Source organism: Flagellimonas alvinocaridis (genome assembly GCF_965248585.1).
In the GTDB taxonomy this organism is placed as follows: Bacteria; Bacteroidota; Bacteroidia; order Flavobacteriales; family Flavobacteriaceae; genus Flagellimonas; species Flagellimonas alvinocaridis.
Genome location: NZ_OZ252111.1, coordinates 3,075,716 through 3,096,343, shown reverse-complemented (window position 1 = coordinate 3,096,343; position 20,628 = coordinate 3,075,716). Strand labels below are relative to the sequence as shown.

Annotated in this window: 20 protein-coding genes; 3 read left to right on the top strand and 17 right to left on the bottom strand. The window is 45.1% G+C overall.

Going from position 1 to position 20,628, the window contains the following annotated elements; genetic code table 11:
• Positions 1-37: 37 nt before the first annotated feature.
• Positions 38-424: a 30S ribosomal protein S9 gene (gene rpsI / locus ACP14V_RS13880; protein WP_136566672.1), complete on the bottom strand. Its 387-nt coding sequence runs from the start codon at positions 422-424 to the stop codon at positions 38-40.
• Complete coding sequence (gene rplM, locus ACP14V_RS13875) at positions 424-879, bottom strand: 50S ribosomal protein L13 (RefSeq protein WP_136566673.1); 456 nt, start codon at positions 877-879, stop codon at positions 424-426. Before rplM ends, rpsI begins: the two co-directional genes overlap by 1 nt.
• 242 nt (positions 880-1,121) lie before the next feature.
• Here rplM and ACP14V_RS13870 point away from each other — a divergent pair, with 242 nt between their 5' ends.
• Positions 1,122-3,773: a DUF5916 domain-containing protein gene (locus tag ACP14V_RS13870; protein ID WP_272608611.1), complete on the top strand. Its 2,652-nt coding sequence runs from the start codon at positions 1,122-1,124 to the stop codon at positions 3,771-3,773.
• On the opposite strand, the gene hisC is transcribed toward ACP14V_RS13870, so the two are convergent.
• From hisC to hppD, 5 genes are all read right to left on the bottom strand, one after another.
• A complete protein-coding gene (gene hisC, locus ACP14V_RS13865; protein ID WP_272608610.1) occupies positions 3,768-4,874 on the bottom strand; it encodes a histidinol-phosphate transaminase in 1,107 nt (368 codons plus the stop codon). The two genes, ACP14V_RS13870 and hisC, sit on opposite strands and share 6 nt — an antisense overlap.
• 3 nt (positions 4,875-4,877) lie before the next feature.
• Positions 4,878-5,747 (bottom strand): flavin reductase family protein, encoded by an 870-nt coding sequence (locus ACP14V_RS13860; RefSeq protein WP_272608609.1) that lies wholly within the window; start codon positions 5,745-5,747, stop codon positions 4,878-4,880.
• Positions 5,748-5,846: 99 nt separating this feature from the next.
• Positions 5,847-7,067, bottom strand: a complete 1,221-nt coding sequence (gene fahA, locus ACP14V_RS13855) for a fumarylacetoacetase (RefSeq protein ID WP_272608608.1) — start codon at positions 7,065-7,067, stop codon at positions 5,847-5,849.
• A 115-nt stretch (positions 7,068-7,182) separates the two neighbouring features.
• Positions 7,183-8,340 (bottom strand): homogentisate 1,2-dioxygenase, encoded by a 1,158-nt coding sequence (locus ACP14V_RS13850; RefSeq protein WP_272608607.1) that lies wholly within the window; start codon positions 8,338-8,340, stop codon positions 7,183-7,185.
• Positions 8,341-8,426: 86 nt separating this feature from the next.
• On the bottom strand, positions 8,427-9,560 hold the full coding sequence (hppD, locus tag ACP14V_RS13845) for a 4-hydroxyphenylpyruvate dioxygenase (protein ID WP_272608606.1): 1,134 nt from the start codon (positions 9,558-9,560) through the stop codon (positions 8,427-8,429).
• Between the two features lie 174 nt (positions 9,561-9,734).
• On the opposite strand from hppD, the gene ACP14V_RS13840 reads away from it, so the two are divergent.
• Complete coding sequence (locus ACP14V_RS13840; RefSeq protein ID WP_272608605.1) at positions 9,735-10,181, top strand: MarR family winged helix-turn-helix transcriptional regulator; 447 nt, start codon at positions 9,735-9,737, stop codon at positions 10,179-10,181.
• Between the two features lies 1 nt (position 10,182).
• On the opposite strand, the gene ACP14V_RS13835 is transcribed toward ACP14V_RS13840, so the two are convergent.
• Positions 10,183-10,914: a sulfite exporter TauE/SafE family protein gene (locus ACP14V_RS13835; RefSeq protein WP_272608604.1), complete on the bottom strand. Its 732-nt coding sequence runs from the start codon at positions 10,912-10,914 to the stop codon at positions 10,183-10,185.
• 176 nt (positions 10,915-11,090) lie between these two features.
• On the opposite strand from ACP14V_RS13835, the gene ACP14V_RS13830 reads away from it, so the two are divergent.
• Entirely contained in the window at positions 11,091-11,654 is a 564-nt protein-coding gene (locus ACP14V_RS13830) for a hypothetical protein (RefSeq protein WP_136566682.1), read from the top strand.
• Positions 11,655-11,728: 74 nt separating this feature from the next.
• On the opposite strand, the gene ACP14V_RS13825 is transcribed toward ACP14V_RS13830, so the two are convergent.
• The 9 genes from ACP14V_RS13825 to polA all read right to left on the bottom strand — a co-directional run bounded on the left by ACP14V_RS13825 (position 11,729) and on the right by polA (position 20,503).
• Positions 11,729-12,475, bottom strand: coding sequence for an SDR family oxidoreductase (locus ACP14V_RS13825; RefSeq protein ID WP_272608603.1), 747 nt, complete (start codon positions 12,473-12,475; stop codon positions 11,729-11,731).
• 68 nt (positions 12,476-12,543) lie between these two features.
• Complete coding sequence (locus ACP14V_RS13820) at positions 12,544-13,101, bottom strand: Crp/Fnr family transcriptional regulator (RefSeq protein ID WP_272608602.1); 558 nt, start codon at positions 13,099-13,101, stop codon at positions 12,544-12,546.
• Positions 13,102-13,165: 64 nt separating this feature from the next.
• Complete coding sequence (locus tag ACP14V_RS13815) at positions 13,166-13,759, bottom strand: SET domain-containing protein (RefSeq protein WP_272608601.1); 594 nt, start codon at positions 13,757-13,759, stop codon at positions 13,166-13,168.
• A 101-nt stretch (positions 13,760-13,860) separates the two neighbouring features.
• On the bottom strand, positions 13,861-14,142 hold the full coding sequence (locus ACP14V_RS13810; protein ID WP_272608600.1) for a thioredoxin domain-containing protein: 282 nt from the start codon (positions 14,140-14,142) through the stop codon (positions 13,861-13,863).
• A gap of 133 nt (positions 14,143-14,275) precedes the next feature.
• Positions 14,276-15,127 carry a DUF1444 family protein gene (locus tag ACP14V_RS13805; RefSeq protein WP_136566687.1) on the bottom strand — a complete coding sequence of 284 codons (852 nt, stop codon included), beginning with the start codon at positions 15,125-15,127 and terminating at the stop codon, positions 14,276-14,278.
• A gap of 19 nt (positions 15,128-15,146) precedes the next feature.
• Complete coding sequence (locus ACP14V_RS13800; RefSeq protein ID WP_272608599.1) at positions 15,147-15,770, bottom strand: JAB domain-containing protein; 624 nt, start codon at positions 15,768-15,770, stop codon at positions 15,147-15,149.
• A gap of 40 nt (positions 15,771-15,810) precedes the next feature.
• Positions 15,811-16,584, bottom strand: coding sequence for an MBL fold metallo-hydrolase (locus tag ACP14V_RS13795; RefSeq protein WP_272608598.1), 774 nt, complete (start codon positions 16,582-16,584; stop codon positions 15,811-15,813).
• Positions 16,585-16,655: 71 nt separating this feature from the next.
• Entirely contained in the window at positions 16,656-17,588 is a 933-nt protein-coding gene (locus ACP14V_RS13790; RefSeq protein WP_272608597.1) for a transglutaminase domain-containing protein, read from the bottom strand.
• A gap of 80 nt (positions 17,589-17,668) precedes the next feature.
• Positions 17,669-20,503 carry a DNA polymerase I gene (gene polA, locus ACP14V_RS13785; protein WP_272608596.1) on the bottom strand — a complete coding sequence of 945 codons (2,835 nt, stop codon included), beginning with the start codon at positions 20,501-20,503 and terminating at the stop codon, positions 17,669-17,671.
• Between the last annotated feature and the right edge of the window lie 125 nt (positions 20,504-20,628).

Sequence of the window (20,628 nt, the reverse complement as noted above, 5' to 3'; positions counted from 1 at the left end):
CAATGAACTTATATATAGGTGCAACTGCACCGAAATATTAACGTTTGGAGAACTGGAATTTCTTACGGGCTTTCTTCTGTCCGAATTTCTTTCTTTCCACCATTCTTGGGTCTCTGGTCAAGAGTCCTTCTGGTTTAAGAACGCTTCTGTTCTCTTCATTTATTTCGCACATGGCTCTGGATAAAGCCAAACGAACGGCTTCAGCCTGGCCGGTGATTCCACCACCATATACGTTTACCTTAACATCATAGCTGTCTTCAGTTTCAGTCAAGGCGAAAGGCTGCTTTACTTTATATTGCAAAGTGGCCGTGGTGAAGTAATCGTTTAAATCTCTTTTGTTAATGGTAATGTTTCCTTTACCTTCAGAAACGTATACCCTTGCCACAGCAGTTTTTCTTCTACCAATCTTATGAACCACTTCCATTATTTGTAGTCGTTTAAGTTTATTGCTTTTGGTTTTTGTGCTTCTTGTCCATGCTCAGAACCAGCATATACTTTTAGGTTTCGGAAAAGGTCGGCGCCAAGTCTGTTCTTGGGCAACATTCCTTTCACCGAATTCTCAATGATTCGCTCAGGGTGCTTTTCCAAAACATCCTTAGCGGAAGCAGAGCGCTGTCCACCTGGATATCCTGTATATCTCAAATATACTTTGTCATCCAACTTATTGCCGGTCAAATTGATTTTCTCGGCATTGATGACAATAACATTGTCTCCGCAATCCACATGGGGAGTGTAATTGGTTTTATGCTTTCCTCTAAGCAATTTGGCTACTTTCGACGCCAATCTACCCAATGTCTGTCCTTCAGCATCAACCAATAACCATTGCTTGTCAACGGTAGATTTATTGGCGGAAATAGTCTTATAACTTAATGTGTCCACTGCTCTAATAGTATTGATTTAATAACCTATCCCGATAAACGGGCTGCAAATGTACAATTATTAGATTGAATTACAAACGGTTGATTGGGAATATTTTTTTGGTTTTTCCATTTTATACTGGAAAGGGTCAAAACAACTCATAAATCTATTATTTTTTGTTAAAGAAAGTTTAAAGTCTTCGAAAACTGTAACTGGAATAGCCTTGTTGGGTCTTTATAGGGATCAATCAAAAAACAAATCAGGTGAAATACCTTTGCTTTATCTTTTTTTGTGGTTTGTTCATTGCTGTTGCACAAGCCCAAGACTCAACCCTTGTTATCCCTAAAAAAATTTACCAGACCCATGATTTGGGTGATCAACCAGCACCTGATATAGATGGGATCCTTGATGATTCCTCGTGGAACTTGGTGCAATGGGGAGATAATTTTATAGAACAGCGCCCAGATGAAAATACTCCTCCTAGTCAACAGACTGCATTCAAAGTACTCTATGATGGGAAGTCTTTATATATAGGTGTTCGGTGTTTTGATGACGAACCAGGGAAAATTGTAAAGCGATTGTCCCGAAGGGATGGCTTTGACGGAGATTGGATCGGTATTTTTATAGACAGCTATTTGGATAAGCGAACCTCTTTTGGCTTCATTGTCACCGCAGCAGGGGTAAAGGGAGATGTTTTTGGATCAAACAATGGTGCCGATGAGGACGACAGCTGGAATCCTATCTGGTATGTAAAGACCCATACCGATGAGGAAGGGTGGACCGCCGAAATGCGGATACCGCTCAGTCAAATCAAGTTTGGCCATGCCGAAGATCAGGTCTGGGGGTTTCAGGTAATGCGAAGGTATTTTAGAAATGAGGAGCGCTCCGTGTGGCAGCGCTTGCCCAGGGATGTTGCTGGTTGGACCAGTGAGTTTGGAGAATTGCATGGACTTAAGAACATTGAACCCCAAAGGCAAGTGGAAATTCAACCTTACACAGTTGCCAAGACTGAAACCTTTGAAGCAGAGGAAGGAAATCCCTTTGAAGACGGTAGTGACAGCAATATTACCGTAGGGCTGGATGCCAAGATAGGGGTGACCAATGACCTTACCTTGGATTTGACCGTCAACCCAGACTTTGGACAAGTGGAAGCAGACCCTTCTGCCATTGCGTTGGATGGATTCCAGATTTTCTTTCAGGAGAGGCGACCCTTTTTTGTGGAGAACAAGAATATTTTTGATTTTAATATTTCCCAGTCCGAAGCAGGAAACACTTTTGGTTCCGACAATATTTTTTATTCGAGGCGTATCGGTAGAAGTCCACAGGGAAGTCTCGATACCGAAGATGGTGAGTTTGTGGACCAACCGGCCAATACACCGATCATAGGAGCGGCCAAGTTCAGTGGTAAGACCAAGAATGGTTGGGCCATTGGGGTATTGGAAAGTGTCACCGCCCAAAGACGGGCCACCATTTCGGGGGTGAGCAGTGATCGTCGCAAGGAGATGGTGGAGCCCATGACCAATTATTTTGTGGGAAGATTGCAGAAAGATTTTAATGACCGGAACTCATATATAGGAGGTATCTTTACGGCTACCCATAGAGAAGAATTACCCCAAGCCCTTGACTTTTTACATCGATCCTCGTTTACAGGAGGAGTCGATTTTAAGCACCAGTGGAACAATAGGGATTGGTACTTGGAGGGAAACATCACCTTTAGCCATGTAAAAGGGGGCGAGGCTGCTATCAAAAATACCCAAGAATCCATCACCCACCTGTTTCACCGTGTTGATGCCGACTACTTGGAGCTGGATTCAACCAGGACATCCTTGACCGGTACCGGGGGTAATCTTCAAATAGGAAAACTTGGAAAGGGTAATTTCAGATTTGAAAGTGGGGCAACCTGGCGTTCCCCGGAACTCGAACTCAACGATATTGGCTTTCAACGCCAGTCCGATGATATTAGACACTACACTTGGGTAGGCTACCGTACCTTAAAACCGGACAACACGTTTCGACAATTGGGTATCAATTATAACCATTACACCGCTTGGGACTATGGGGGCAACCACAATTATTTGCAATTCAATACCAACAGCTGGCAAAACTGGAAAGGCAATTGGTTCAGTAATATTGGTTTGAATTATGCACCTCTTGAATATTCCAACTTTGCCTTGCGGGGTGGGCCTCGTTTGCGATTGTCGCCCTGGGTGAGTTTTTGGAACAATATTGAGACGGATAACCGGAAGAAAATGCGGTTTTTCTATTTCCACAATGGCCAAAAGGCACTGGATAATTCATACAAGTCCTATTATATGGAGGGAGGGGTAACCTATCAACCTATCAATGCCTTGAGCGTCTCGGCTTTTCCCTCGCTAAGGATCAACCACGACAAGCTTCAGTTCATTGATAATTTTGATGATGTGAACGGGTCACCCCGATACCTAAATGGCGAGATTGACCAGCGCACCTTGAGTATGTCCATTCGATTGAATTATACCATCAATCCCAACCTTACCATTCAATATTGGGGACAACCTTTTATTTCCAGAGGTAGGTATACGAACTTTAAATATGTGACCGATGCCACGGCCAAACGGTTTGAAGATAGGATTATGACCTATGATCAAGATCAGGTTGCATTGATGGATGATGTTTATTCCGTTGATGAAAATTTGGACGGTACTGAAGATTTCAGCTTTGACAATCCAGACTTTTCATTTGTGCAGTTCCGTTCCAATTTGGTGATTCGATGGGAGTACATTCCAGGTTCCGAACTGTTCTTGGTGTGGTCCCAAGACGTGTCCCGTAATGGAGACCCCACAAACGGATTACTGCCCAGCTTGAACGATAATATTTTTGGACAGAAACCACAGAACATTTTCCTGTTGAAGGCTACCTATCGCTTTGTGCTATGATTGAAGGCCAAGAATTTTTTTAACGGCATGGGCCACGGCTTCGTTGGCCTCGTGGTCACCAATGGTAATGCGCACCTTTCCTGGAGCCCCAAATTGGGAGACCGGCCGTACCATGATGCCTTCATCCATCATCCTATCAGTAAATTCCATTTCAGGAAGTGGAGGGTCTATGATGAAAAAGTTGGCTTGACTGGCCCAATGGGTAATTCCCATTTCATCAAAGGCTTTGGCCAAAAACTTTCGGCCATCGTGTACGGTTTGGACTGTTTTTTTAATAAACCCATGGTCGCTTAAAGCGCCCAGAGCTGCCTCAAGCGAGGTCTGGGGCAACAAAAAGGGTTTGTGGATCAACCGGATGTAATTGGCAATCTTGGCAGTGGTATAGCAATAGCCCACCCGTTGGCCTGCCAAACCATAGGTTTTTGAAAAACTGTTCAAGCCTATCACATTATGACCGCCCAACACATAGGGGAGCGCGGTCACATAGTCTTCGGCATCAGCAAAATGACGGTAGACCTCATCAAACACCACCACAATATTTTTGGGGATACGGGAGATGAAATCATCCATGACCGGTTTGGGGATATAGGTTCCCGTGGGATTGTTGGGGCTGGTCAGGAAAATGACCTTGGTCCGTTCAGAAATGGCATTGAGAATTCCATCGACATCCAAGGTGTAATCGGGTTGTATCAAGGGAACATCTATCAATTGGGCGCCATACCACCTTGAAAAGACCGAATAGGGCAAAAAGCAGGGATTGGAATAAATGACCTCGTCCCCTTCATTGATAAAGGCCCGTAGAATCATATCTATGATTTCGGAGCCACCATTCCCACAGAGAAATTGATTTTCGTTCAGTTTGTCATCAAAATCTTGGGCAAGGGCCTGTCGGAGACGGACATCGGTCTGGTCAGGATACAAATCAATCCGATCGGCGGTTTTTTTTATGGCCTCAACCGCTTTGGGTGATGCTCCCAGCGGATTTTCATTGGAGGAAAGTTTATAAATTTTTTTGTCGGAAGGAGGGATGTTCTTGCCCCCTTTATATACTTCTTTGGGCACCAAATGGGCCTTAAAAATGGATTCTATTCCGTTTTTCATGAACTATAAGGTTTCTGCGTGCAACAAAATGGACATGGCCCTGTGGGTATTTCCTTCTTCCAAAATTCGCTGTGCCAATCGGTGCAACTCAATCTTGGACAATGTTTTTACTTCGGGTGCTTGGGAGATATTCATTACATCTTGTTTGGAAGGGAGCTGTTCCATATTCCCCAATCGTCCCAGATTGTTTCCTGTCAATACCTCACTTTCCTTAATGCCTTGGGGTAAGGCATCCACGCCCATACCTTTGGTGCGAAGGGGCTTGGGAATTTCAAAAAGGGCATCCTTCGAGGCCCTGATATACCAACTGCCTCCCATACGGCCTACCAAATCCAATTTTTCGGTGTCCAAAACACCGTTTGTAAAATAGGCCTCGTTGATATGGATGAGTTCCACCTTGGCCATGATCAAGTTGCCAGCTCCCGGGGTTTGGGCTAGTTCAATGACCTCCATCACACTGCATTCAAACGAAACAGGGGCTTCGCCCACGCGGGGAGGTCTTACTTTTTCACTGGGTACTTGGGTGAAACCGGCCTTTACAAACTCGTTTACCCCTTTGTCATAGGCGGTACTGGACAATGACATCTGTTCCACCATATCGTGGTTGACGATATTGATGACGACCTCGGGGACCTCCTTAACGTTCTCGTGGGTATGTTTCAAGCTATTGTCTCTACCGCTACGTGAGGGAGAAAATACCATCACAGGCGGATTGGAACTAAACACATTGAAGAAACTGAACGGGCTCAGGTTTACATTACCTTCCTTATCCACGGTACTGGCAAAGCAAATGGGCCTTGGGGCCACCGCAGTGAGCATGATATTGTGGAGTTCGGGTTGTGAAATCTGGTTTGGGTCTACGGTCTTGATCATGGGATTGACTTTGCTGTCATATCGAGCGCAGTCGAGATATGGATTAAAACTAAGATGGTATTTCGACTGCGCTCAATGTGATATCTGTAACTCATAAACTTATTTTGCGGGCAATACTTTAGTGGAAATGGCTCCAAAACCAACCCGTATGGCTTCTTTCTGTGCATAACCACGAAGGGTCACGGTATCGCCATCATTGATGAACTTGCGCTCGGAACCATCGTTCAGTTGTACAGGTTTGGTACCCATCCAGGCCAGCTCCAGCATAGAACCATAGGAGTTTTCATCTTTTCCCGAAATGGTGCCGGAGGCCATCATATCACCCACATGGATGTTGCAACCGTTCACGGTATGGTGTGCCAATTGTTGTGCCATGTTCCAATACATGTATTTGAAGTTACTATGGCAAACGGTGGTTTCATCACCTCCATCCGGGGTAATACCCACTTCAAGGTTGATGTCGTAGTTTTTTTCTCCTTCGTACTCTAAATAGGGGAGCACTTCAGGCTTTTGTTCTGGTCCAGTTACGCGGAATGGTTCCAAAGCATCCAAAGTAACGATCCAAGGGGAAATGGAAGAGGCAAAGTTTTTGGCCAAGAATGGGCCTAACGGCACATATTCCCATTTTTGGATATCCCGTGCCGACCAATCATTGAACAGCACCAGTCCAAAAATGTAATCTTCGGCCTCCTTGGTGGATACACTCTCGCCTAAATCAGTGTTCTTGCCCACCACAAATCCCATTTCCAGTTCAAAGTCCAGCCGTTGGGAGGGTCCAAAAACAGGGGTGTTGGCGTCTTTTGGCAAGGTTTGCCCTTTAGGCCTGTGAATGGGTTGGCCACTCACCACAATGGAACTGGCCCTACCGTGATAGCCCACAGGAATGTGCTTCCAGTTGGGCAGCAGGGCATTTTCCGGATCGCGGAACATTTTGCCCACATTGGTGGCATGTTCAATGCTGGAATAAAAGTCGGTATAATCACCGACGCAGACCGGCATATGCATTTGTGCTTCGGATTGTTTTACGAACAATTCAGGTTTGCCAGCCAATGGGGAAGTATCGTCCTTGAGCCAATATTGGATTTTTTTCCGGACCCTTGAGGTGATTTCTTTTCCCAAGGAGATAAAATCGTTAAGGTCTTCCCGCTCCAAAACGGCCACGTTGAAATCAAAAACATCCAACTCCGCCACCGCGACCAAGTCCAAAATATGGTCCCCTACGGCAACCCCGGCCCGTGGGCTTCGGTCTTTGGTTGAAAAAATCCCAAAAGGGATGTTATGGATGGAAAAGTCTGAATTTTCAGGTATATCTATGATCATTGATGTTCTTTTTCTTATTTCTGTCATTTCCAACGAACGTGAGAAATCTGAAATTGAGATTTCTAAATCGCCCCAATACCATCAGGACTCATTTCGAAATGATAGTTCTTTAATTTTACTCTATCCAAGATTTGTAATATTTGCCATCGTCAATCTTGAGGGCATTCTCTGTTATCTTCAAGGGTTTAAAAGTGTCTATCATCACGGCGAGTTCCTCGGTGCCCTTTTTACCAATGCTGGCTTCGTAGGTTCCAGGATGTGGTCCGTGTGGAATTCCGGCAGGGTGCAGGGAAATGTATCCTGGTCCAATTCCGGTACGACTCATAAAATCACCATCCACATAGTACAATACCTCATCCGAGTCTATGTTGGAGTGGTTGTAAGGTGCTGGAATGGCCTTTGGGTGATAATCGTACAGCCTTGGACAGAAGGAACACACCACAAAGGCACTGGTCTCAAAAGTCTGGTGTACTGGGGGCGGTTGGTGTACCCGGCCCGTAATGGGTTCAAAATTATGAATGGAAAAACCGTAGGGGTAATTGTAGCCGTCCCAACCCACAACATCAAAAGGGTGCGTGGCATAGACCAATTGGTGCAACATGCCCTCTTTTTTGATTTTCATCAAAAACTCCCCGGTCTCATCATGGGCCTCCAAATCTTGAGGCAATTTATAGTCCCGTTCGCAGAAAGGCGAATGCTCTAGCAATTGACCAAACCAATTCCGGTATCGCTTTGGGGTATACATGGGATGAAAGGATTCGGCATAAAGGATGCGATTGTCCTCCGTGTCAAACTCAATCTGATAGATCATTCCGCGGGGAATGATGAGGTAGTCCCCATATTCAAAAGGGATATTGCCCAAAAAGGTTTTCAAGGCCCCGGAGCCCTTATGGATGAACAACATCTCATCCGCATCGGCATTTTTATAGAAATACTCCGTAAGGGATTTTCTGGGAGCCGCCAGTCCAATATGGACATCATTGTTGACCAAAAGCGGTTCACGGGATTCCAAGAAATCATCCTTGGGTTTCACATCAAAACCAATGAGCTTGCGACTGGTGATGTTCTTGTCCACAGCAATCTTTGGTCGTACATCCACGGCCTTGCCAATCTCCTTGACCTGCGTAGGGCGATGGATATGGTAGAGCAAGGACGACATCCCATCAAAACCTATGGTGCCGAATAATTGCTCATAATAGAGCCCACCCTTGGGTTTCTCGAATTGGGTATGTCGCTTTTGCGGTATTTTCCCGAGTTTATGATAGATAGGCATTTTTTAAGTTTTAAGTTATCAGTGCTAAGTGTTGAATAGTGGGTACACTGCCCTACTTAAAATTCAATATTTATAATTTACAACTATTAATGCAATGTTCCCCGAAGCTCTTGCTCACGCTCAATGGCTTCGAACAGTGCCTTAAAGTTACCTTTTCCAAATGATTGTGCGCCCTTTCTTTGAATGATTTCAAAAAACATGGTGGGTCTGGGTTCCACGGGACGGGTGAAGATCTGTAGTAAATAGCCCTCATCATCACGGTCCACCAAAATGCCCAGTTCTTTCAAAGGGGCAATATCTTCATCTATTTTGCCAACACGGTCGGTCACGGCCTCGTAGTAGGTGTCGGGTACACGTAGGAATTCAACCCCACGGCTTCTAAGATCTCGGACGGTTTGGATGATATCGTCCGTAGCCACAGCGATATGCTGTACCCCTTCGCCTTCATAAAAATCGAGGTACTCCTCTACCTGTGATTTTTTCTTTCCTTCCGCAGGTTCATTGATGGGAAACTTGATACGGCCGTTACCGTTGCTCATCACCTTGCTCATCAAGGCGGTATATTCGGTGGAAATGTCCTTGTCATCAAAAGAAAGGATGTTCTTAAAGCCCAAGACGTTTTCATAGAAACCAACCCAGTGGTTCATTTTGTTCCAATCCACATTGCCCACCATATGATCAACATATTTTAGGCCAGTGGAAGTGGGATTGTAATCTGGGGTTTCCCACTTTTTGAAGCCAGGAAGGAATACTCCATCGTAATCTTTGCGTTCCACAAAAATATGGACGGTTTCCCCATAGGTGTAGATGCCAGAACGTACCACTTTACCAGTGGCATCTTCTTCCACTTGGGGTTCCATGTACGATTTGGCGCCACGTTCCATGGCAGCGTTGTAGGCGTAGGTAGCGTCATCAACCCAAAGGGCCACCACTTTTACCCCATCGCCATGCGTATCTATGTGCTCGCCGATCTTTGTGCCACTTTTTAGGGGAGAAGTAAGGATCAATCGAATCTTATCCTGTACCACCACATAGCTTTCGCGGTCTTTTAACCCAGTTTCCAGCCCGGCATAGGCCAAGGATTGGAAACCAAAAGCGGTTTTATAGAAATGGGCTGCTTGTTTGGAGTTGCCTACGTAGAGTTCAATATAATCTGTGCCATTGATGGGCATAAAATCCGTCCCTTGATCAGATGTTTTGGTAAGTGCAGATGTCTCCATGATGAATATTTTTAGTTGTTAAGTCACTTTGTTGTCTATGCAACAAAAATAAGTATTTTTGGGAAACGAAATTATTTTCCACGTTAAATTTTAAACTAAAATTGGGAACCCTGTCCAAGGGAAGAGCAGGAGCTATAAAAAGGGAATTCCTATTTTTGTGGGAACACAGAACAGATGCTTAACTACCTAGATGAAATACAGGGGATTGGATTGCACTTGGATTTGGTCCTCCGCAAGATTCAAGATGCCTATTTAAGGACCTTTGAGGACTTGGGTGTTGAAATGACGATTGAGCAGTGGGTGATCTTACACCGCATCTATGAGTTAGGCGATGAGGCCAGCCAACGGGACATTGTCCGAAGCAATTTCCGGAACAGGGCCACAACTTCACGGGTAATTGGTGGGTTGGAGCGAAAGGGCTGGATTGCCAAAACCCGTTTTGATGGCGACCAAAAACGATTTAAGTTGGAGTTTACCCCCAAAGGTCAAGAGGTGATTGACCTCGTATTGCCGGACGCGCTCCAATTGCGAAAATTGGCAGTAAAAAATCTGGGACCAAATGAGTTTGAGACCTTTTTAAAGGTCTTGGACCAAATAGGGGAGAATTACGAGGAAAGCTAAATCACTTTGCCACCATTATCTGTATCAGGGTTGCTAGACCAATAAGGAGAATGAACAGCAGGCTCAAGCTCCTAAATTTGTCTTGTGGAATGTACGCCAGTATCTTTTTGCCCAAATAGGTCCCTATCAACCCAATGGCGAACAAAAAGGGGAGGTAGGTGAGTTCCTGTTTTCCGATGTAGCCGTTGTTATAGTAGACAAAGGTCCGGGAAAAATCAATCATAAAATCAATAAAGGCCGAAGTGGCAATAAACGCATGCTTTTCCAGATTGAAAGCGGCCATCGTCAACCCCCGTATGGCACCGCCCGTTCCCAAAAGTCCTGCGGAGAAGCCCGAAAGTGTCCCTCCGATGACCGCATTCCGTTTATTGGGCAGCACCACGATCTCTTTTTTAATGAGGAACAATAGGCTAAAGACCACCAAGAAAACACCAAGAACCACGGTAAGGGCATAGCCATCCACCAGTTTTGAAAGAAATCCTCCGGCAATCACAAAAAATACGGATGGAACACCAATGTACAGCAGCAGTTTTTTGTCCAACCCTTTCTTGAACAAAAAAATCTTACTCAGGTTACTGGATAGATGAAAAATGGCCGTCATGCCCAACACTGAATAAAAATCAAAGTAAAAGTTGCCCAAGGGCACAAAAAAGACCGAAGACCCAAAGCCACCAATGGTCCCAATGATTTCGGCAATCAAGGCCAAAAGCAGAAAAATGTAATTGATTTTCATAAGGTCTTGAGCGGTTGTTGGGTCACAAAGAAAGGATGGTTTACAAAATTTTAACCTAAAATAAGCCTAAAATCCATCATATGGGTAATATAGCATAGAAACTGGTGAATTCTATGGACGCACGCATTTCAAATCCACCGCAACTTTGCCCTTGTATAATTTTAATATACAGGATTATGAAAAAGACAAGATTTTATCCAACAATATGGAGTACAGTGCCTTTTACGCCCAGTATCATGGCCGATTGGTACGCGCCACAGAACGGAAGCAAGGAGTTGATCATGAAAAACAATGCCGCTACCTCGCTCAAAGTTTCTGAAATGACCCTGAACATTGTAAAATTGGCAGCCGTGGATGCGGATGGGAAAGAACACCAAGTTGTGGATTTCCCAGGACAGAACCCTGTGGTACTTAAAGGTATCCCTTCGGGATGTTTCTTGCGCTCCAAGAGCCTGCTTGCCCTTCCCAAGGGAAGATATACCGCTTTACGCTTTTATTTGGCCGGCTGGGGCAACCAGTTCATCTATAGGGATGGAATGGAAGAATCTGCCAATACCTTTGAAAGTTTGGATTTTGCCGTGGAGAATGGCTTTGAAATTGATGGAAACGAATTGGCCGAGGCAAAATTATGGTTTGACTTTGCTCCCTACCAGTGGAAGCGACACTTTAAACCGCTATCGGATTTGTTTAAAGGGAGCAAAAGCCCCAAACCCAGATTGGCCAACAGTTTTGGCAATTAACATGTTTTGAGCAAATGAAGAAGGCACCTTTCGGGGTGCCTTTTTTGATTTTAGGGGTTTGTGCGGGTGTGAAATCACACATCTGCAAGACTGTTTATTTTGTTGAAAGCGAACTTTGGTGCAATCCTTGAAATTTTGTACAGCAATTTTACCCTAGCAATCCTCACCTCGGGACGGCCTTTTTGTAGTCCTGCAAGCATTCCATCCACAGCTTTTTCGGTGGAGATGGCAATCTTGGGTGGATTTCCCTTGTGCCATGGGGTGTTCACCGCTGGGAACATGACCTCAACGGTCCGCACCTTGCCAGTTTCCGTTTTGCTCCGGAAGACTTGGGTGAAGGAGTGGAGGGCCGCTTTGGTGGCATTGTAAAAAGGATAATCGGCCCGTGGGGTATAAATAAGGCCGGTGGTCACATTGATGATGTGTGCATCCGCGTTTTGTTGCAATTGCGGATACAGAAAATGGATCAGCCGAAGCGGGGCCAAAAAATTTGTTTCCACTTCTTGTTCCGCCATTTCCATAATGTGGTTCGTGGTGAGAAAATCAACCTTATGGACCAAGGCCGCATTGTTGATGAGTACATTGATTTTGGGGTATTTCTCCATCACTTCTTGGGCCAATGCTTTGCATTGCTCTTTTTGGGAAAGGTCGCATTGGATGGTTTCCAGTTGGGGGAGCTGCGCTTTGGCCCGTTCCAACTTTTGTTGGGAACGACCACAGATAATGACCTTGTTTTGGTTGTTGATCAAGCGTTTGCTGAGTTCAAGGCCAATGCCCGAACTTCCGCCCGTGATCAAGATGGTGTTGCCGGATAGTTTCATGTTTTTTGCATTTACAATTGATATGCACCAAAAGTAAATCGGTGAAACCGGCACGGCATTGATGTATGTTAAGTCTGCATATTTTTCCGGATGCGACTGAGACTTTCCGGCTGAATGCCCAGATAAGAGGCAATAATGGTCTGGTTGATCCTTTTGTCGATATTGGGATATTCCTCTAAAAAATCCAGATATCGGGTTTCGGCATTCAAGAGCAGGAGGTCCCGCTCCCTTTTTTCCTTTTTGGAAAATCCCTTTTCAATGGATTTCAGCAAAAATTTCACCCAAAACACATCGGTTTCAAAAAGTAAGAGCCATTTTGGGTAGGGAATGACCAATATCTCGGCATCTTCCATCGCCTCGATAAAAAAATGGGAAGGGGCATTGGAGGTCATGGCCGAGTAGGAGCTGATAAAATCATGCTCCATGATGATGCCCTTGGTGAACTCGTTCCCCTTGGGGGTGATGTACACATATCTGAACAGTCCCGATTTTACAAAGGCAAAGCCTTTGGGGATTTCCCCCGCCCGGACAAAGTAATCGCCCTTTTGTAGGGTTTTTACCTGACCTATGGTGAGCAGTTGTTCCACTTTGTCCTCGGGCAATATCTGTTGCAGCACTTCTTTCATGAACTGCCTAAAGATACTAATGATCGGGATTGCAAAAACTTATCGGATGGTCAAAACAAGCATTTTATAGGCTTTCCCCGTTATAAAAATTGGAAAGGATGGACTCCAGTTCCTCTTTACCGGCCACAATGCCCTCAATTTTGTCCCAAAGCGCTTCGGGGAGCAAGGGGCGAAGGGGTTGTTGCCGTTTGGTGATGCTCCCGAACACCTTTTCAATTTTTTTGTCCCACACCTTGTAGTATTTCCGAAGGTCGTCCGGATACACGATCTTGCGGCGGGTGCCCTCGTCGGCTGCCCTAAAGGGCAGGGGAATGTTGAGGTAGCCATAGTCGTCCGTCAGTTGTTCCCCGGGCTGTATGTCGCGGATGGCAATCTCAAAATCGTAGGCCGTGGTCAAGCAATTGGAGTTGAAACTGTGGTTCACGTACCGCCCGTTGTCCCAACAGAGGATGTAATTGCCCTTGTTGTTGCGAAAGGTGTAGGTGTCCAAAATGTTTTGGTAAATGGGATCCATTTGTTGGAGCTCCAAAGGGGTGAACTCGCGGTCCAAGCGGTCCAAGACCCAAGTGATGGTGCCCGCAGGGATGAACTTGGTGGCCACTACGCCATACCCGATTTCATTGCTGATAAACTTTAATTCTGTATCTGGATGAATCATTTTATACTCTTGAATTTTTAGTTGAAGGTATAAAATTGTTCAATCCGTTGATGGAAATTTTAGGGGTGTGGCAGCGTAGTTTTTTTCAGTGGGAAAAGGCCCTATTCCCCACTCAGGCGCTCGATTTTTTGTAAGACTTCATACACTGAAAAACTGCGTGCAAAGCGGTACATTTCTTTGTGGTCTGCCTTGAGGATTACGACAGGAAGTGTGAAGACCATGGATTGCCCGGTAAACTCCACTTCCTCCTCCACATCCACCACACGAATGGCCACCTTGGGAAAATTTTCTTGAACGGCTTCCAACAACTTTGGTTTTAGCACTTTGCAGACCCCACAGGTTTTGCCGGTAAAATAGAGGAGTTCAATGTTTTGTGTTTCCATGGAGGGAAGTTGGTCTTATGGGCTGGTCTGGTTCAACTCCATGATTTAAATTTTTTGGGATTTGGATTTAAGGAGGTCCGGGATGATTTATTGAAAATCAAAAAAGAAACATGGTCGTTGTCAGTTTCCGAACCTATAATTTTTCAAATTTTTCGCCATTCCATTTGTAAAAACTTCTAGAGACTGAATGATTTCCAGTTTCATAACTTTCCTGTACTGTATTTTTTAGTTTTTCAATCGCCTCATTGTCATTTGAGCCTGTTATGAAAACTAAATCCCGATTTGGTATTGCGATAACAATTTCACCATCCACATCAAAATTCTCCTTCGTCCAGATACTGGTCATTAACATAAGGCTCACTTCATAGTCTCCACCAGCTATTAATCCAAAATTTCCGTTCTCCCCAACTGTCTCAATTTTCGGCACAATATTACTAAGGTTGTTCACTGAAAATTCCAAGAGTGAATCTCTGGCGATTTCTAATTTTTCAAATTCCTCCTGATTAAAATAGTTGATGTTGTTGTCTCTGTCTTCAGCATAAACGATAATCAAATCTTCATTGTAAGGTTCCCAAATCAATTCTGGAACTTTAAAATCTTCATAAGTGGAATTTCCAAGCGTTTTTAGCTGCTCAAAATAGTCACTCGGTTTAATTACTGGAACAATTCGGTTAATATCGATTTCTTTGCTTTTTGTATAAACACCTGCCGATGCATTGGTGTATTTTTCAATAATATCATCCAAATCATTGGGGTCCAGCTTGTATTCACGATAGGAATTGTCCAAATAATGAGTTACTGATTTCCCTTTTCCATAACTGGCTTTAAGGACAAGAGGTTCTTTGATTTCATAAATTACTTCAGGATATTTTTTTGAAATAATCTTAAAATACTTTTTTGTGTATTGAGCTTCATTTAGAAACTTTGGCTGCGAAGAACAACCAGAAATAAAAAGTCCAAACATAAGGTAGAGCAGTTTCTTCATTTTATTGAAAGTGTTTTGTCTATTTCCCCTTCCCCCGCAACTTTTTCACCTCGTCCACGGTAAGGCCGGTGGAGTTGGCAATGACTTCCATATCTACACCGTTGGCCTTGAGTTGCCGGGCGATTTCCAATTTTTCCTTTCGTTGCGCTAGGGCGGCGGCCTCTTTTTTGTAGCGTTCCTTGAGCACGTAGTTGGGCACGTACTGGGTGCTTTCGGCCAGTTCTTCCATAAGCCCCATGTTCTTGAAACTCACGTAGCTCTCGGTAGTAATGATCAAGTGGTCCAGCACCTCGGTGTTCACAATAATGCCCACTTGTATAAGGCGGTCGGTGATGTCCTTGTCCACCTCGGTGGGCACCAGCTCGCCAGATGGGTGGTTGTGGCACAGGACGATTTTTACGGCCCTTTTCTGGAGCGCCAGGCTAAAGACCTCCATGGGTTCGGCCAGGGCGCGGTTCACCGTGCCCAGACTGATCAGCTCTATAAAGAGGATGCGGTTGTTGTTGGCCAGCCCGATTACCCAAAAGTGCTCACGGTCCTGGTCTATCTTGTCCTCACGCAACAGAATGCGCTGCATGATGCCATAAATATCGAAAGCGTTGAGGATTTCGATCTTTTCGGCTTTGGTGAGTTTAATGTCCATGTTCTAAAGATAGCATTTTGTAGGATTTGGGTTTGGGGCGTTATGAATGGTTTAGGTTTGATCTGTATTTATGGATCAGGGCGGTCAATTTTTTATCAACACCTTCTTCCATGACCCCGCCATGGTAGCAGATGATTTTTTCGGCCCCCAGGGTTTTGATTTTCTCTACCGATCGTACCGCTTCCTCCAAATCTAAGGTAAATTGTGGGTTCGCGATATTGAATTCGCCCTCCTCTATGACTAGAGCGTCGTTTGCGATCAGTGTTTTTTGGTCCGGGATATGGAACGAAACGTGCCCTCGGGTATGCCCGGGCGTAGCAATAACATGAAGTCCGTCCGCAATATGGTCCCCATCTTTTAGGGCAATGTCCACGGGGACTCGTTCAATGCCCTGCAATTGTACAATGAACTTTTGCGCCCACGGTTTAAACGCCTCGTCCATGTGAGGCAAATTGGCTTCCGCCTGTAATAAGCGCTCAGACTTTACTTTTCCGGAAACCGAAGGTTCCTCTACTTGACTGCAATAAATAATCAAATCGAGGTTTTCCTCTTTAAAGCGTTTGAGCGCACCGAGATGATCAATATCGTCATGTGAAATTATAATGGCATGCAGGTCATGAACACCGATTCCAAGTTTGGACAACCCCTTGGTGAATGCCTCATAGGTCTCTGCATACCCGCAATCCACCAGATAATTTTTATTATTCACGTTGATTACGGTGGGATGAAACTCCATCAAATTACCATCCATGGTCTTTTGTACCTTGAAATTATAAATCTTCATATTCCCAAAAGTGAAGATTAAAGATAGCATTTTATGGGATTTGGGTTTGGGGAGGTTATATTTTGTTGGTTTTCTTATTTAGGGATTACTATTGTTGATAATCAAGTCTTGAAATAAAAAACATTGAATATGAAAGTGGAAGTTCCTTTTTCCTTATCATCATGTTTTAAATCCATTTTATAATATGCCTTTTCGGGTATTCCAGCTTTTTTGAACCTTAAGTAGGTGACCCCATCCTGCTCTATTGATGTGGCATCGCTTATCCACTCATAAGAGGAATTGTCATCGCTGACCATCAATGTGACCGACCAATCTTTGTCTGAATTGCTCTTATAGACCAAATAGTAATATTGATCGTCTTTTTTAAGTTCGGGAATGGTGTTAAACCCAGCATGGAACCATATAGGCTTCATGAATCTGGAATTATTGAAATCTTCAAGACTCAGAGGTTGTTCCAATAGTTGCCATTTACTGTCTTCAGGGTAGTGTGTCATTATTGCCAATTCAGGCTGCATATCAAAATAAAAGTCAGAAATAGATGAATCTTCCGATGTTCCCCATGTGGCATCAAGAAGAATCCAATTTTCATTCAATTTTACCGCGTTCCACGCATGTCTATAACTGTCATCAGAATCCAGTTCTATATAAGGGTTTCTTTCATCTCTTATATGTCCGGATATGATACCTGAATCTATATTGAGTTCATTCATGAACCAGTGGAACAATCCTGCAAATCCCGCACAAACTCCTTGACGATTTTCGTAGACCAAATGAACATCCTGACTTGCCCAAAAATTTTCGTCGGATAAAATCCCATCTTCAAGTTCTTCCAAAAGTTTATAATCGTAGGTAATATTGTTTCCGATCCATAGATAAAAAAAACGGGCAAGGTCTTCTTCAGAATCCAAATTGCTATTTGCAAAATTTATAAGCTCCCAAATATCAAAATTCTTGCTATTTGTTTTGTCAACCAATAATTTGATTGAATCGCTTTGTGAAAACAATGAACTGGCCCATAAAAGCAAAACAAGCATTAATACTGAATGTTTTGTCATAATATGTTCTTTTGGTTAAATATGTTCGTCTACAAAATATCTTCTTATAAAGTCAAGTATTAATGCGCCTCCAACCAGTTCTCGCCCACACCCACTTCCACATCCAAGGGCACGGAGAGGGTATAGGCATTTTCCATTTCGGCCTTAATGAGTTTTTTCATCTCCTCCAACTCGGGCTTGTAGCAATCGAACACCAATTCATCGTGCACCTGCAACAACATCTTGGTCTTGTACTTTCCTTCGGAAAGCTTTTTGTGGATGTTGATCATGGCAATCTTGATGATGTCCGCCGCACTCCCCTGAATGGGCGCGTTCACGGCGTTTCGCTCCGCAGCGCCACGCACCACCTGGTTCCCGGCGTTGATGTCCTTTAAATAGCGTCTTCGGCCCAAAATGGTCTGCACATAGCCGTGGTCACGGGCAAAATCTATCTGCTCGCTGATGTAGTTGCGCAGTTTGGGATAGGTCTTGTAATAGGTGTCTATGAGGTCCTTGGCCTCGGTACGGCTCAAGTCCGTTTGGTTGCTCAACCCAAAGGCCGATACCCCATAAATGATCCCAAAGTTCACCGTTTTGGCATTGCTTCGCTGTTCACGGGTCACTTCCTCAATCGGCACATTGAATACCTTGGATGCCGTGGAGGCGTGGATGTCCTCTCCGTGTTTAAAAGCGGAGATCATGGTATCTTCCTCGCTCAAGGCTGCAATGATGCGCAACTCTATCTGGGAGTAATCCGCAGCGAGTAGCACGTAGTTTTCATCCCGTGGGATAAAGGCCTTGCGCACCTGCCTTCCCCGTTCGGTACGGATGGGGATGTTCTGCAGGTTGGGGTTGTTGCTGCTCAAACGTCCTGTGGCGGCCACGGTCTGCATATAGTCCGTGTGCACGCGGCCGGTTTCTTTCTGTACCTCGTTGGGCAGGGCATCCACATAGGTGCTCTTGAGTTTGGCCAGTCCGCGGTAGTCCAACACATTTTGGATGATCTCATGGTCCTTGGCCAGATAGGAGAGCACGTCCTCCGCGGTGGAGTACTGTCCCGTTTTGGTCTTTTTGGGCTTGTCCACCAGTTTTAGCTTGTCAAAAAGGATATCGCCCAACTGTTTGGGAGAGGCAATGTTGAACTGCTCCCCGGCCTGCTCGTAAATGTTCTTTTCCAGTTCTGCAATGTCCGTTTCAAGGGCAGTGGAGAGGTCTTTCAGGTAGTCCTCATCCAGATTGATGCCTTCCCGCTCCATATCGGCCAAGACGCGGAGCAGGGGTACTTCAATGTCTTCGAACAGTTTGTCCGTTTGGGCCTCTTTCAGTTCCGGGGCAAAGTGCAGCCCCAATTGAAAGGTGATGTCGGCATCCTCCACGGCATATTCCGTTTGTTTTTCTAAAGGCACCTGTCGCATGCTGAGCTGGTTCTTGCCCTTTTTGCCGATGAGCTCGGTAATGGAAACGGGGGTGTAGTTGAGGTAGGTCTCTGCCAGTACGTCCATGTTGTGGCGCATATCAGGGTTGATGAGGTAGTGGGCCAACATGGTATCGAACAGCTTGCCCTTGACCTCCACGCCGTAGTTCTGCATCACCTTGATGTCGTACTTGAGGTTTTGCCCCACCTTTTCAATATTTTCCGATTCAAAGAAGGGACGCAATTTTTCAATGAGGGGCATGGCATCGTTCTTCCCTTCGGGAAAGGGGACGTAAAATCCCTTGCCGGGCGACCAGCTAAAGGCAATCCCCACCAGTTCGGCCTCCAAGGGGTTGATGGAGGTGGTCTCCGTATCAAAACAGACGGTGGGCTGTTTCAGGAGCATTTCCAAGAACAGTTCCATGCCCAAACCATGTTGCACGGTCTGATAAAAATGGGGTACATCGGCAACGGTCTTTCGGCCGCTATGGTCCTTGATGGTGGCCGCCGCCTCGGCGGGGTCGCCCCCAAAAAGGGTGAATTGACCGCTTCCGGCCACTTTGGCCTCCTGTTTGGCGGTTTCGGTGCTGGTCACGGGAGCGCTGGGCTCAGCTTCCCCGGAGAATATTTTAATAAACTGTTCCTTCAACCTACGGAACTCGAGTTCCTCAAAGATTTCCTGTACTTTTTCGGAATCGGGAGGGCACATCTCGTAATCCTCGGCGTGGAACTGCACATCACAATCAATTTTGATTTCGGCCAATTGGCGGGACAAACGGCCGAGTTCGGCGTTTTCCTCCACTTTTTCTTTCATTTTGCCCTTGAGCTTATCCGTGTTGGCCAACAATCCTTCCAAGGAATCAAAGTCTTCCAAAAACTTCTTGGCGGTCTTGTCGCCCACACCAGGCAGTCCGGGAATGTTGTCACTGGCATCACCCATCATCCCCAAATAATCGATCACCTGTTCCGGACGTTTCACGCCGAAGCGTTTCTGCACTTCGGGAATGCCCCAGATTTCTATACCGTTGCCCATTCTCGCCGGGCGGTACATAAAAATATTCTCGCTCACCAATTGTCCAAAATCCTTGTCCGGGGTCACCATAAAGACCTTGTAGTTCTCTTTTTCGGCCTGTTTGGCAATGGTCCCGATAAGGTCATCGGCCTCATACCCTTCCAACTCCACAATAGGAATCTTCATGGCCTTGAGGATATCCTGGATGTAGGGCACCGCAATGCGGATGGCGTCCGGTGTCTCGTCCCGGTTGGCCTTGTAATCCTCAAAGAGTTCGGTGCGCTCCACACTGCCACCCTTGTCAAAAGCTACGGCCAGATGATCGGGCTGTTCGCGTTTGATCACATCAAAAAGGGAGTTCACAAACCCCATGATGGCCGAGGTGTCCATCCCTTTGGAATTGATCCGTGGGTTTTTGATGAGAGCATAATATCCCCTAAAAATTAAGGCGTAGGCGTCAAGTAGAAAAAGTCGTTTTTGTTCGGACATATTTTTTTCAATGGTCAATTAACAATGTTCAGTAAGCAATAATCAATTAGCAATAGGCAGTTTTAAAAGTACGAATTGCGGTTTAATAGAAGCAAGAAACTGGAGCCAAGAGTCAAGACATCTTG

What these genes read in the sequence shown, in the direction of transcription:
- rpsI (WP_136566672.1), bottom strand. Translation starts at nt 424, where the DNA reads ATGGAAGTGGTTCATAAGATTGGTAGAAGAAAAACTGCTGTGGCAAGG.
- hisC (WP_272608610.1), bottom strand. Translation starts at nt 4,874, where the DNA reads ATGAAAAACGGAATAGAATCCATTTTTAAGGCCCATTTGGTGCCCAAA.
- ACP14V_RS13860 (WP_272608609.1), bottom strand. Translation starts at nt 5,747, where the DNA reads ATGATCAAGACCGTAGACCCAAACCAGATTTCACAACCCGAACTCCAC.
- fahA (WP_272608608.1), bottom strand. Translation starts at nt 7,067, where the DNA reads ATGATCATAGATATACCTGAAAATTCAGACTTTTCCATCCATAACATC.
- ACP14V_RS13850 (WP_272608607.1), bottom strand. Translation starts at nt 8,340, where the DNA reads ATGCCTATCTATCATAAACTCGGGAAAATACCGCAAAAGCGACATACC.
- hppD (WP_272608606.1), bottom strand. Translation starts at nt 9,560, where the DNA reads ATGGAGACATCTGCACTTACCAAAACATCTGATCAAGGGACGGATTTT.
- ACP14V_RS13840 (WP_272608605.1), top strand. Translation starts at nt 9,735, where the DNA reads ATGCTTAACTACCTAGATGAAATACAGGGGATTGGATTGCACTTGGAT.
- ACP14V_RS13835 (WP_272608604.1), bottom strand. Translation starts at nt 10,914, where the DNA reads ATGAAAATCAATTACATTTTTCTGCTTTTGGCCTTGATTGCCGAAATC.
- ACP14V_RS13830 (WP_136566682.1), top strand. Translation starts at nt 11,091, where the DNA reads ATGAAAAAGACAAGATTTTATCCAACAATATGGAGTACAGTGCCTTTT.
- ACP14V_RS13825 (WP_272608603.1), bottom strand. Translation starts at nt 12,475, where the DNA reads ATGAAACTATCCGGCAACACCATCTTGATCACGGGCGGAAGTTCGGGC.
- ACP14V_RS13820 (WP_272608602.1), bottom strand. Translation starts at nt 13,101, where the DNA reads ATGAAAGAAGTGCTGCAACAGATATTGCCCGAGGACAAAGTGGAACAA.
- ACP14V_RS13815 (WP_272608601.1), bottom strand. Translation starts at nt 13,759, where the DNA reads ATGATTCATCCAGATACAGAATTAAAGTTTATCAGCAATGAAATCGGG.
- ACP14V_RS13810 (WP_272608600.1), bottom strand. Translation starts at nt 14,142, where the DNA reads ATGGAAACACAAAACATTGAACTCCTCTATTTTACCGGCAAAACCTGT.
- ACP14V_RS13805 (WP_136566687.1), bottom strand. Translation starts at nt 15,127, where the DNA reads ATGAAGAAACTGCTCTACCTTATGTTTGGACTTTTTATTTCTGGTTGT.
- ACP14V_RS13800 (WP_272608599.1), bottom strand. Translation starts at nt 15,770, where the DNA reads ATGGACATTAAACTCACCAAAGCCGAAAAGATCGAAATCCTCAACGCT.
- ACP14V_RS13795 (WP_272608598.1), bottom strand. Translation starts at nt 16,584, where the DNA reads ATGCTATCTTTAATCTTCACTTTTGGGAATATGAAGATTTATAATTTC.
- ACP14V_RS13790 (WP_272608597.1), bottom strand. Translation starts at nt 17,588, where the DNA reads ATGCTTGTTTTGCTTTTATGGGCCAGTTCATTGTTTTCACAAAGCGAT.
- polA (WP_272608596.1), bottom strand. Translation starts at nt 20,503, where the DNA reads ATGTCCGAACAAAAACGACTTTTTCTACTTGACGCCTACGCCTTAATT.